We start from the raw sequence: 11,869 nt of genomic DNA, 5'->3' as shown, positions 1-11,869 counted from the left end.
AAAGCACCCCTTTGCTTGAAAAACTGCCGCCCTTCGGGGCGGCACATTTTTGTTCAGAGCAGATAGAGGACGAAGACGATCAGTGCAAAGCCTGTCAGCGCAACGGAAAACCCTCGCAGCCAGGCCGGGCTGGTTGCAAGGTCGAGATACTGCGCCAGGATGATGCGGCACTTGAGAAGCGCAAGGCCCAGAATACCTGCACCAACGATTGTAGATCCAAGCGGTAACATGGTCAGCAGCGCCGACGTTATGCTGAGCGCCAACAGGTTGAACCACGCGCGTGTGAGTACGTTCGGGAGCCTCCGGCGGGAGTATTTGTGAAAAGATGAAGACGCGGGCATCTTTTTATCCCAACAGGTAGATCACGGGGAACAACATGATCCAGACCAGATCGACCATGTGCCAGAACTGCGCGCCTGCCTCGATGTTGCGCGGGTCGTCGCGCCAGGCCACCAAGAGAAGGAGTCCGACCCCGGCCAAGACATGGGCGGCGTGGAAGCCAGTCAAAAGGTAATAGAACAGAAAGAAGGGATGGGTTTCATACGTGATGCCTTGTTCAGCCTTTCCAGCGTATTCCGCGCCTTTGATAACAAGGAATACAACCCCCAGCGCAGCCGCGAACACAAGTGCAAACCGTGCTTTGAACCGTTCCGCAGCGCGGCGCCAGTGCAGAGCTTGCGCGGCAAGGTAACCTGACGTAACCAGCACCGCAGTGTTGAAGGCAGCTCCGGTGCGGTAGAGATGCGATTGCGCCTCGGCAAAGCCCACAGGATCGGTCAGCCGCACGCCCATAAAGGCAATAAGGCCCGCACCGAAGACCAGCAGTTCCGATATGATCAGAACCCACATCAGCAACTCGCCGGGAAGCTCGTCGATCAAGGAAGCATCGCTCATGCCCCGACCAGTTGGCGGTAGATCTGTGGCAGAGCCATGGTCAGGCGGTGTGGATCGGGAATGACGGCGAAACCGCCCTGACCGAACATGCGTGGGAACCAGCTTTTGCCAGTTTTGTCGATGGTTACGCCAAAAACCGATTGCCCGGCACGGCGCGCCTCACGTACCGCCATGCAGGTGTCTTCAATACCGTGGCGACCTTCGTAATGGTCGAGATCGTTGGGCTTGCCGTCTGTAATAACCAGCAGCAAACGGCGCTTGCGGGATTGGCTGGCCAGATCGGCAGAGCAATGGCGGATCGCCGCGCCGAGCCGGGTGTAGTGACCGGGTCGCAGTGAGGCAATGCGTTGCTCGACATTTGCGCCCATTGGTTCATCGAACCGCTTGCAGCGTTGTACATAAACACGTTGACGTTTAAGAGAACTGAACGCGTGGATGGAGAAGTCGTCGCCACAGGCGTTTAGACCCCAGGCAAGCGCGACCAAAGCCTCGCGTTCGATGTCGATCACGGCGCGGCCTGTGACCGCGCTTTCGGTTGAGCGGCTGACATCCAACAGAATCGAAACCGCCAGATCACGGGCTTCGGGGCGCGATTGCATCCAGATGCGGTCGTTTGCTTCGCCGCTCGCCTTTCGCTCGGTCTCGGCACGCACCGCAGCTTCGATGTCCAGCTGGTCTCCGTCCAGATGGCCGCGGGTCATCACCCGTCCGGGGCGGAGAGCCTCGAACTGGCGTTTCACAGCACGGATACGGCGGGCCGTGGCGGGATCCTTGCCAAACTCGGCCGCGTCCTCACGAATATCGGCATCTGAGAGCAGAACATTGACGTGATCCGGCAGGTATTGCCTGGTCCGCACGTCCCATTCAGGATAGAGGATCCGACCTGACAAGCGTTCGCGGTTCACATCCTCTGGCGCTAGGTCCAGATGCAATTTCAATTTGGTTGGCGGAGCTTTTGAGATCTGACCCAAACCAATCTCTTCCTGATCGTCAGCGGCTTTCTTGGCGTTGTCAGGATCGTCGTCATCGATGCGGCGGTTGATATTCAGGAACTCGGCCCAGCTGAGGATCGCTTCGAATTTGTGCAGGATGAAACTGTCGCTGCGCGCGGCCTGATCGGATTTTCGGCGGCGGGCCCGGTGAGTTTTCTCACCAGACTCTTCAGGTTCGCCCTCGGTCTCGGGGTTTTCCACCTCGTTATGTTCGGAAAACCCAACCGCCCGCAATTCGGGCCAAAGGGGAACCGGGCGGAAATGTTGATAGCCCCGCGGCGCAGCTATATCGTCATCTACCAGAGACAGAAGTTGCTCGGCTCTTGAAGACAGAGAGGCAGGATCGCCCAGCCTATGACGGACAAGCTCTTCTACTGCTGCCTCATCGGGCGGCAGGTCGGGAACGTTACGGTGATGCAGAACGCCCTTGCACAGCTCGGTATAAAGCGGACGGAGCCCGGGGGCGTTATCTAATGTTGCATCGACCATATGTTGAGCAGCGATCAGAGCGCGCAGGTCAGCGCGTAATGGGTCATCTTCGTCGATGCGGGTTCCGGCATGAGCCGCAGCCGCGGCCAGCCAGACATAAAGTGCGCCATTTGCTTCACGCGCAGGGAATACAGCCAGGCGATCCGGTAGCCGAAGCACTTCACCGTCAAACGATGCGCGGGGCATTAGTTCGGCCTCAGTCGCCAATCGGCGGCGCCAACTTAAACGGTGGCGCGAAACCTCGGGTGAGACCGGGCGTAATTCTACGCCCGGGCTACCCCCAAGTCCTCGAAAGAGGACAGCCAGCCGCCCCGCGACCTGAGACAGGTCAACCGCGGCTCCTTCATGCACCTGGGGTGCATCGAGGCGGCTGGCAAGGGTGTGCCACAGTTTCCCGATCGTTTCTTCGGGTTCCCATGGCTCAAAGTCGATCTTGACCATCGGCCGGCCTCACCCAAAGACAGCCGTGACAAGATCGAGGAGCCCGCGTTTGATGTCCTCGTCATCTGTCAGAGGTTCAACCATAGCGGCGAGGATGGCGCGGTCCGTGGACATGCCTTGCGCGATCAGCGTCGCGGCATAAACGACCAGACGGGTGGAAACGCCTTCCTCAAGGTCCTGACCCTTGAGCCCGCGCAGCTTGTTCGCCAGTCGCACCAGTGGTTTGCAGCGTTCCAGCGGCAAACCACTTTCCTGAGCGACGACTTGCGCTTCCATTTCAGGCGACGGGAAGTCGAACTCGAGCGAGATAAACCTCTGACGGGTCGAGGGTTTCAGGGTTTTCAGGATATTCTGGTATCCGGGGTTATATGAAGCCACCAGCATGAAGCCGGGCGCGGCCTCAAGCTCTTCACCTGTGCGGTCAATCGGCAGGATGCGCCGGTCGTCGGTCAGCGGGTGTAGGACGACGGTGACGTCCTTACGGGCCTCGACCACCTCATCAAGATAGCAGATCGCGCCTTCGCGCACCGCCCGGGTCAGGGGGCCATCGACCCAGACGGTTTCGCCACCTTTCAGCAAGTAGCGCCCGATCAGGTCGGCTGCGGCCAAATCATCGTGACAGGCCACGGTGTAAAGCGGGCGGCCGAGTTTGGCCGCCATATGAGCGACAAAGCGGGTCTTTCCGCATCCTGTCGGGCCTTTCAGCAAAACCGGCAGGTCGTTGGTATATGCGGCGCAGAACACGTCGCATTCATCGCCCTGGGGCAGGTAGTAGGGGGCGTTTGCCGCCCCCTCATTCAGTTTCATGGAGCCGTCCATACCATCACTCCGCAGGGGTTTCAGCTGCGCCGGGTTCAATGACCTCTTTCCGGGGCACCCAGATCGAGTAGATGAACAACAGTGCACCAAGAACAACAACCACACCGGAACCAAGACGCATCCAGTAGAAGACTGCGATTTGGTCCTGCACATCCATGAAATAGTCACCAACCACGCGCTGCATGTGCGTTTGCACGGTACCACCGAAGGTCAGCACGAAGGTCATGAAGACCATGCCGCTGGTCATCAGCCAGAACGAGCCCATGTTCAGTACCTGATTGTACGGATCCCGGTTTTTCAGGATTGGCATCGCGTAGGTGAAGATCGCCAGGTTGAGGCAGACATAGGCGCCGTAGAAGGCCAGGTGACCGTGTGCTGCAGTGATCTGCGTGCCGTGGGTATAGTAGTTCACCCCATGCAGCGTGTGCAGGAAGCCCCAGACACCGGCACCAAAGAAGGCAAGCGTGGCACAGCCCAGCGACCACAGCAGCGCAGCCTTGTTGGGGTGGTCGCGGCGGCCCTTCCAAACCATGACGAAGGCAAAGGCCATCATTGCAAAGAACGGGATCACCTCAAGGCTGGAGAAGATCGACCCGATCCACTGCCAGTATGCAGGTGTACCGATCCAGTAATAGTGGTGCCCTGTGCCAAGGATGCCCGAGAACAGCGCGGCGGCGACGATGACATACAGCCATTTTTCGACGATCTCACGGTCCACACCGGTCAGCTTCAGCATCAGGTAGGCCAGGATCGAAGCCATGATAAGCTCCCAGACGCCTTCCACCCACAGGTGGACAACATACCACCAGTACTGCTTGTCCAGGGACAGGTTGCCGGGGTTGTAGAAGGCAAACAGGAACAGCAAAGCCAGCCCCCAAAGGCCCAACAGAAGGATGTTGGAGATGGCCGTCTTTTTGCCCTTCAAAACGGTCATCGACACGTTGTAGAGGAACATCAGCGCGGCCACGACGATGCCCGCCTTGACCCATTTGGGTTGTTCAAGGAACTCGCGCCCCTCTTTGCCCAACAACCAGTTGCCTTCAAACAGGTTGAAGACATAAGTTACGACCACACCTAATGTACCGACCACAAGAATGATCAGCTGAAGGTAGGCCAGAGTTGGCGAATGGATTTCGCGCTCGGTCTCTTCCGGGATCAGGAAGTACGCCGCACCGAAGAAGCCCAGCAACAACCAGACAATCAGAGAGTTGGTGTGCAGCATCCGAACGATGTTGAATGGCAGAAGCTCACTCAGGAAATTTGGGAATACATAGATGAAACCGGCCAGCAGGCCGCCGATCACCTGTATTGCGAACAAGGCCATAGCTACCGCAAAGTAGGCATAGGCGATTTTTTGGGATTCGTATTTCATTGCTCCGTTCCCTTTCTCAGCCTGCCTCGTTGGGCGGCCAGTCCTGAGCGTCGATATTGTCCGTCCAGATCAGGAAGTTGGTCAGGTCGCGGATTTCTTCGTCGCTGAGGTTGAAATTGGGCATCTGCCGGCGGCCGGGAATGCCGGTCGGTTGTGCTTCCATCCAGCCCTTGAGGGATTCAAAGGCTGATTCCGGGTCATCCAGCACACCCCAGCGGGTCATCACATTGCCCACTTCGGGGGCATAGTAAGCCCCTTCCCCAAGGATCGTATGGCAGTTGATACAGGCGTGTTTTTCCCAGACATGCTTGCCGCGGATCACGCTTTCATCAAGTTTGGCGGCGTTTTCCGAATTAACGATATACAGGTGCGAATGGGCCGACAGGGCCAGAAAGATGAGGATGAAGAACAGTGACCCGCCATAGAATATGTTGCGAGCCATGCTCTTTGTCATGACTTCTCGCATCGCGCTCTCCTTTGCGCAGATTAGCTAGTGTTGTCAGCATGGCGGGCGGCGCGCATCCATGCCTTAACGAAAGTCAAGACATTGGATGTGACGCGATGATGTCTCTAAAGTTCTTTATGAGCACCCAAATCGCGCCCAGAAATTGACTTAAAATCACACGATGTTAACTGATATCGCGTGAGAGTAGCCGGAGAGTGTGCCAACGCTTCGGATCAGCAGTAAAATAGTGACGGGTTAATCGATGGCGAACTATTCATATATCGGCTATGTGCCGGGGGTTATTTCACTAAACTTCACTGGGTTTAACACCGGCAATATCACGCTTTCGGGGACTTACGATGCCGCGACAGATCGACGGGTCTTTGATGTAACTGACGCGGCCGGGGGTACGCTGGTCAATGGCGCCCCCGACAATGGGACAGACTTTAACGGCGATCGGTTCAATAACGAATTTGGCGATGACCTGACCCAGACCGGTGTCGTAACCAACCTTGATGGTTCTGTCACGATAGACACAGGTGCGATCTATCTCGAGGAATCGTACAGCCTCAGCAAGCCGGGTGGCGGCACCATAGACGTTTTCCGTGTCGAGGTTGAAGGTAATCTGGTCGGATACATCACTTCAGAACCTCTGGTGGCCGGAACGACTTATTCCTTTGTCAGGTCAAACGTAACACCGACCAACGCACCGGACACATCAGACCCTACCGCGATCATAGATGTCCCCTGCTTCGTGGCCGGAACACGGATCACGACACCAGATGGCCCTGTTTCCATAGAAGATCTGCGTGTCGGGGATTTTGTTGTGACAGCCGATAACGGGCCGCAAGAAATACGCTGGATTGGTTCGCGTGTGTTGGATGCGACCGATTTGGCCGCGCGCCCAAAACTTCTGCCAATTCGGATAGCAGCTGGAAGCCTTGGCAAAGGGCTGCCGGAACGGGACCTCTTGGTCTCGCCTCAACATCGGATGATGCTTCGTTCACCCATCGCCGTTCGTATGTTCGACAGCGCAGAAGTTCTGGTTCCGGCGCACAAACTGGTTGGCATTCCGGGCATAAATGTGGACGTGATGGCGCAAGACGTCGTCTATTTTCATATTCTGTTCGACCAGCACGAGATCATCTATTCCGAAGGCGCCCCATCCGAGAGCCTGTTCACCGGTGCCCAGGCCATGGCCAGTATCCACTCGGACGCGCGCGCTGAAATCCTCGAACTATTTCCAGAGCTTGCGCAACCAAACTACATCCCACAGCCAGCAAGACAAATCCCGGATAAGGGCAGGCGCGCACGCGCTCTAGTCTCTCGGCATATCAAGAATGAGCGCCCGCTGATTTCCGAATGCTAGGTCTCGGAGAGCCAGTTGGGCTCAAAGCGCCTTTGCCACCCGAGGTCCTGTCAAAGCAGGCCACATTGCGAAGACATACAGCCCAACCGCTGCAATCCAAAGGCCGTCAGCCATCAACATGGCGGTCATATAGCCGCCTGTCAGCTCTGACCCCAACCAACGCACCAAAGCCGCAGCGGCCATCAACCCATAAGCAATCACCATCGGAGACGGTGCAACAAGCGGGCGGCCACTGTGACCCAGAGCAGCGCGGCTCATGACCGCGAGGGTCATGCCGCCCACGCAACCGATCCCTAGCAGGTGAATCGCGCCAACCTCGTTGCCAAACCCAATAGCTGCCAGCCCCCAAAGAATCAGTCCAAGAGCCAACATTCCGAGACCTAAAAACAAAGCCAGAAGGATTGGCTGGCGCATAGCCCATCGTGCTCTCCAACGGGCCATGCGCGATAGTTGCACGCAGCCCAACACCAGAGCAACAACACCTGCCACTGGACTTGTTTGCAGCGTCAGCACAAGCAAAGGCAGAAGCAGCGCCAGAAACATCGCCGCCTTGTCTAGCTGCGGCACCGAAACAGGCCAGGACGCCTCTGGCTGACCCGCGCGTTTCATTGCATTGCGGGTAAAAGCTGGTGTGATCCGACCGCCCAGAATCGCGATCATCGAGCAAAGAGCAAGCAACCCTGCCCGGACCCCTGTGTTCAAGGTATCAGTTGTTGCTCCGATCCATTCCAGATGGACCATCAGGTTGGCGATCCAGATCAAACCCAGAAGATACACAAACACGATGTTTTGCGGCTTGGGTCGACGGATCAACTGACTCGCAACTTTTAGTGCCAGAATTGGCACAAAAATCAAATCCAAAAAGGCCACGAGCAAGGGCGACAATGAACCTGAAAACCAGACGGCCACCCGCCCGGCAATCCAGAGAAACGCGACAACAGTAATAAAGCGTGCCCGCGCCTCGGGGGCACCGGTCCAATTTGGAACAGCGGTCAGGAAAAACCCACCCAAGGCCGCTGTCGCATAGCCAAATATCATTTCATGGGCGTGCCACATAACCGGTGGCATGGCATAGCTTTGATCCCAAAATGGCAACAGACCGTCCAGCGAAGCCAACCATGCGCCCCAAGCTAACCCTGCGAACACACCATAAAGACCCGCCAAGAGGAAAAAGACACGAAATCCCTCACTGAAAACGCGTTTTATCACAGATGCCATGACCGCTCTCCATAGCCTCACCAGTGGTTACGCAAGCTCTATCGCGGCGGGTCTTACGCGGCCTTAACCGAAATCAAGCCTCGCTTAAACATGTGCGAAATTCTCAAGTTTTATTGGTGTTTCAACAGTTGAATTATTGCCTTTAAGTCTCAGTTTGCGCCCCTTCCGTTGACTTTGGTCAAGGATGACATCTCCGTGATGGCTCAGTCTCTGCCTTGCCTCACCACGCAAATGGAGAGTGATCATGTCACTTGGAATCAGCTACAACAAAACTGGCCGCGCATTGGGGGTCGGATTGGCAATGTTGTTGGGCAGCGTCGCTGCTCCAACCTTCGCCGAAGAGCCAACTCTCAGCAAGGAAGCCTTTGAATCATCCAAACAACTGTACTTTGAACGCTGCGCCGGCTGTCACGGCGTGCTGCGCAAAGGGGCGACAGGTAAAAGCCTTGAGCCATTGGTGGAAACCAAAAACGCCGACGGTACCGTAACCGAATCCGGCACCCTGAAACTGGGTCAGGAACGGCTTGAAAAGATCATCGCCTGGGGGACCGAAGGCGGGATGAACAACTTCTCGGACGTTATGTCCGAAGAAGAAATCCGCGATATGGCGACCTACATCCAGATGGAGCCGCCCCAGCCACCGGAAATGTCGCTTGAACAGATGATGGCGACACGCAAGGTCTATGTCGAACCCGAGGACTACCCGACCGAGCCACTACATGGCCGCAACTGGGAAAACTTCTTCGTGGTCATCGAGCGTGACGTGGGCAAAGTGGCTGTGATCGACGGTGACACAAAGGAAGTTCTGGCGCACATCCCGACGGGTTACGCCGTGCACGTTCTGAAAGCCTCCGAACATCATAAACTGGAAGAACCCGAAAACCCGGGCCGCTTCTGGTACACGATGGGTCGCGACGGCAAGATGACCAAGATCGACCTGTGGCAGAACCCCGAGAACATGTTGGTGGCCGAAGTGACCATTGGCTATGACGCCCGCGATGTGGCCGTTTCGGGCGACGGTAAATACGTGATCGGTGGGGCCTATTGGCCGCCGCACTTCGCCATTGTCGACGCTGAAACCATGGAGCCTAAGAAGGTTGTCTCGACCCGCGGCTACAACGTCGATGGGGACTATGTGGAAGAGGCCCGCGTGGCTGCGATCTACACCACTCCAAACGAACCCACCTGGATCGTTGCCGTGAAAGAACTGGGTCAGTTGTGGCAGGTCGATTATACCGATCTGGAAAACCTGCGGATCGACAAGATCGACAGCGCCAAGTTCCTGCATGACGGGTTCTTTGACCCGACCGGCCGTTACTTCCAGATCGCCGCAAACGCGTCGAACAAGATGGTTGTGGTCGATACCGAAACCCACAAGCTGGAAGCTCTGATCGACACCGCGCCGCTGCCGCACCCAGGCCCGGGCGCCAACTGGGATGACCCGAACTGCGGCCCTGTTGCCGGTACAACCCACTTGGGCGAAGGCACCGTGACCGTTTGGAGCAACGACCCTGAAGGTCGCCCGGATGATGCCTGGAAGGTCTGCTACGAAGTCGAAACTGACGGACCCGGTCTGTTCATCCGGACACACCCGGAATCAGACTACATCTGGGCTGACCAGACCAAGCACCCCGAGCCTGAGATCCAGCAATCGGTGCAGGTCATAGACAAGGCAACCGGTGAGATCGTGAAAACGATCCAGATCACTGAAGAGGAAGGCAACGTCGCCGTCCACTTCGAGTTCAACCAGGATGGGTCCGAGGTCTGGGTTTCCAAGTGGAACCGTTCGACCTCGAAAGAACCAAACGGTGAGATTGTGATCTTCGACGCCAAGACGCTGGAAGAGATCGGTCGCGTGAAGGGACTGTTTGCGCCCACCGGCAAGTTCAACGTCTACAACCGGTCGAACCACGTCACCTGACGGGTTTGACACTAGAACCAGAAAGGGCGGGCCCCTCGCCCGCCCTTTCTTCGTTTTCCCCATCTGTTAAACGCGTCGGCCTGACACGCCGCGCCAGTCAAGACAGCCAAGACGGAGCCCGGAAATGACCTCCGAACCTGATAAAAAACCACCGATCTGGCGCCGGTATTTCCTATGGGGGATGCCCGTGGCCGGCATTGCCGCAGCCTTTGCTGCCGGTATCATCTTCTGGGGTGGGTTCAACACCGCCATGGAAGCCACAAACACCAAGGAATTCTGCGTCTCGTGCCACGAGATGCGCGATTTCGTCTACGAGGAATACACCGGCACGATCCACGATGTGAACCGGTCCGGCGTAGGGGCTGTCTGTTCAGACTGCCACGTGCCCAAGGACTGGACCCACAAGATGATCCGCAAGATAAAGGCGTCCAGAGAGCTGTATGGCAAGATGGTCGGATCCATCAACACCCGCGAGAAGTTCGAGGCCAAACGCGTTCATCTGGCCATGAACGAATGGGAACGGATGAAAGCCACCGACTCGCGCGAATGCCGCAACTGTCACGATTTTGAATCGATGATGCCCGAGTTTCAGAAACCCCGCGCGCGTCAGCAGCACCTGAACGCAATGACGGTCGGTCAAACCTGTATCGACTGTCACAAGGGGATTGCGCATTCGGACGCCCGTGATCGGGCTGACGAGGAATATTTGGAAGAGCTTGAAGCCCCAAACCCAGCATTCATTCGTGAGATCCCCGCCGAGTATCTGGCAAGCCTCGAGAAGATTGAAGCCCAGGAAGCCGCTGAAGCCGAAGCAGAAAAAGCTGCCAAAAAAGCGCAGCAAGAGGCCGTTCAGGCTCAGATCGCAGCCGCTGTTGACGCTGCTGTCGCAGAAGAACGCGCCAAAGCAGCTGGAGAAGAAGCCGCGGCCCCTTCAGGCGGTGGTGGAGAAATCGCAACCAACATCGACTGGAACGCGGTTGCCAGTGCAGATCTGAAACTGTTCTATCCCGGTCAGGCTTCGTTTGAGTGGGTACAGAACGGCAAGTTCCACGGCGGGGCGCGGCCTCTGACCAAAGGTGGCGATCAGTGCACCACATGCCACGCTAAGGAACTGGACGCGATCGGCAACAAGATCGTTGCAGGCGGCGACCTTGAACCAACACCGATCCCCGGAAAACGCGGTGTGATTGACGCAACTGTTCAGGCGGCGCATGACGACGAAAACCTGTATATCCGCCTGCAATGGCCGGATGCGGGCCACAACCCCGCCCCGTTTGTCGACGGCGGCAAGATGGATCCCGACAACCAGATCAAAGTCGCCATGATGATCACCGGCACAGGTATCGAGTTGGGCGAACAAGTGGGCTGCTGGGCGTCTTGCCACGCGGACAACTCGTATATGCCGTTTGATCCCGGTGCCGAGGCAATCGCCGCCAATGGTGACGTAGCTGGCCGTCTAAATACGCAGGACACTGTGACCAAATACATCAGCGAAAGCCGCACGGATGTCGAAATCAAAGGTCGACGTGGCAAGGCACTGGGCGGTTGGGACAAGCTGCAGGCTGCGGAACAGATCGAGCAGTATCTGGCCGATGGCACCTATCTTGACCTGATGCGCGTCTATGCAGATGGCAGCGCCACTAACGGCTATCTGCTGGAACAGCGCGTGGTCAATGACGGTGAAATCGCCGCGTCGGCTGAATTGTCCGGCGGTATGTGGACGGTGGTCTTCACTCGCCCGCTTAACTCTGGCGCGCCCGGTGATGTACCGCTGGAAGCAGGCCAGACTTATACCGTTGGCTTTGCGATCCACGACGACTTCAGCGCTGCCCGGTTCCACCATGTGACGCTGAACACCAGTCTCGCGCTGGACGATGACAGTGCATTCATCAACGTGGTCAAACAATAA

The 11,869-nt window shown here is 57.1% G+C and carries 10 protein-coding genes; 3 read left to right on the top strand and 7 right to left on the bottom strand.

Going from position 1 to position 11,869, the window contains the following annotated elements:
• Positions 1–53: 53 nt before the first annotated feature.
• Genes GS636_RS18320 through GS636_RS18295 form a run of 6 tightly spaced genes read right to left on the bottom strand, consistent with a single transcriptional unit; the run spans position 54 to position 5,473 of the window.
• Positions 54–341: a cytochrome C oxidase subunit IV family protein gene (locus tag GS636_RS18320; protein ID WP_171671420.1), complete on the bottom strand. Its 288-nt coding sequence runs from the start codon at positions 339–341 to the stop codon at positions 54–56.
• 4 nt (positions 342–345) lie between these two features.
• Positions 346–894 (bottom strand): cytochrome c oxidase subunit 3, encoded by a 549-nt coding sequence (locus tag GS636_RS18315; protein ID WP_171671419.1) that lies wholly within the window; start codon positions 892–894, stop codon positions 346–348.
• Entirely contained in the window at positions 891–2,816 is a 1,926-nt protein-coding gene (locus GS636_RS18310; protein WP_171671418.1) for a nitric oxide reductase activation protein NorD, read from the bottom strand. Before GS636_RS18310 ends, GS636_RS18315 begins: the two co-directional genes overlap by 4 nt.
• A gap of 9 nt (positions 2,817–2,825) precedes the next feature.
• Complete coding sequence (locus GS636_RS18305) at positions 2,826–3,635, bottom strand: CbbQ/NirQ/NorQ/GpvN family protein (RefSeq protein WP_171671417.1); 810 nt, start codon at positions 3,633–3,635, stop codon at positions 2,826–2,828.
• 4 nt (positions 3,636–3,639) lie between these two features.
• Positions 3,640–5,007: a cbb3-type cytochrome c oxidase subunit I gene (locus GS636_RS18300; protein ID WP_171094611.1), complete on the bottom strand. Its 1,368-nt coding sequence runs from the start codon at positions 5,005–5,007 to the stop codon at positions 3,640–3,642.
• A 16-nt stretch (positions 5,008–5,023) separates the two neighbouring features.
• A complete protein-coding gene (locus GS636_RS18295) occupies positions 5,024–5,473 on the bottom strand; it encodes a cytochrome c (RefSeq protein WP_171094608.1) in 450 nt (149 codons plus the stop codon).
• Positions 5,474–5,714: 241 nt separating this feature from the next.
• On the opposite strand from GS636_RS18295, the gene GS636_RS18290 reads away from it, so the two are divergent.
• The gene (locus tag GS636_RS18290; RefSeq protein WP_171671416.1) at positions 5,715–6,821 is read left to right on the top strand and encodes a Hint domain-containing protein; all 1,107 of its coding nucleotides are present in this window, start codon (positions 5,715–5,717) and stop codon (positions 6,819–6,821) included.
• 21 nt (positions 6,822–6,842) lie between these two features.
• On the opposite strand, the gene GS636_RS18285 is transcribed toward GS636_RS18290, so the two are convergent.
• Entirely contained in the window at positions 6,843–8,039 is a 1,197-nt protein-coding gene (locus GS636_RS18285) for an NnrS family protein (RefSeq protein ID WP_171647278.1), read from the bottom strand.
• A 244-nt stretch (positions 8,040–8,283) separates the two neighbouring features.
• Here GS636_RS18285 and GS636_RS18280 point away from each other — a divergent pair, with 244 nt between their 5' ends.
• Together GS636_RS18280 and GS636_RS18275 are read left to right on the top strand one after the other, a co-directional pair.
• Positions 8,284–9,960, top strand: coding sequence for a cytochrome D1 domain-containing protein (locus GS636_RS18280; RefSeq protein ID WP_171094602.1), 1,677 nt, complete (start codon positions 8,284–8,286; stop codon positions 9,958–9,960).
• A gap of 124 nt (positions 9,961–10,084) precedes the next feature.
• On the top strand, positions 10,085–11,869 hold the full coding sequence (locus GS636_RS18275) for a NapC/NirT family cytochrome c (RefSeq protein WP_171671414.1): 1,785 nt from the start codon (positions 10,085–10,087) through the stop codon (positions 11,867–11,869).

It is taken from the genome of Ruegeria sp. HKCCD4884, from assembly GCF_013110855.1.
Lineage (GTDB): Bacteria > Pseudomonadota > Alphaproteobacteria > Rhodobacterales > Rhodobacteraceae > Ruegeria.
Note: the sequence above shows the minus strand (reverse complement) of the source record. Positions and strands in the feature narration are given on the sequence as shown.

Bases quoted from the DNA above. Each gene is read 5' to 3' on its own strand.
- GS636_RS18275 (WP_171671414.1), top strand. From the start codon at position 10,085: ATGACCTCCGAACCTGATAAAAAACCACCGATCTGGCGCCGGTATTTC.
- GS636_RS18315 (WP_171671419.1), bottom strand. From the start codon at position 894: ATGAGCGATGCTTCCTTGATCGACGAGCTTCCCGGCGAGTTGCTGATG.
- GS636_RS18285 (WP_171647278.1), bottom strand. From the start codon at position 8,039: ATGGCATCTGTGATAAAACGCGTTTTCAGTGAGGGATTTCGTGTCTTT.
- GS636_RS18305 (WP_171671417.1), bottom strand. From the start codon at position 3,635: ATGGACGGCTCCATGAAACTGAATGAGGGGGCGGCAAACGCCCCCTAC.
- GS636_RS18280 (WP_171094602.1), top strand. From the start codon at position 8,284: ATGTCACTTGGAATCAGCTACAACAAAACTGGCCGCGCATTGGGGGTC.
- GS636_RS18310 (WP_171671418.1), bottom strand. From the start codon at position 2,816: ATGGTCAAGATCGACTTTGAGCCATGGGAACCCGAAGAAACGATCGGG.
- GS636_RS18290 (WP_171671416.1), top strand. From the start codon at position 5,715: ATGGCGAACTATTCATATATCGGCTATGTGCCGGGGGTTATTTCACTA.
- GS636_RS18295 (WP_171094608.1), bottom strand. From the start codon at position 5,473: ATGCGAGAAGTCATGACAAAGAGCATGGCTCGCAACATATTCTATGGC.
- GS636_RS18320 (WP_171671420.1), bottom strand. From the start codon at position 341: ATGCCCGCGTCTTCATCTTTTCACAAATACTCCCGCCGGAGGCTCCCG.
- GS636_RS18300 (WP_171094611.1), bottom strand. From the start codon at position 5,007: ATGAAATACGAATCCCAAAAAATCGCCTATGCCTACTTTGCGGTAGCT.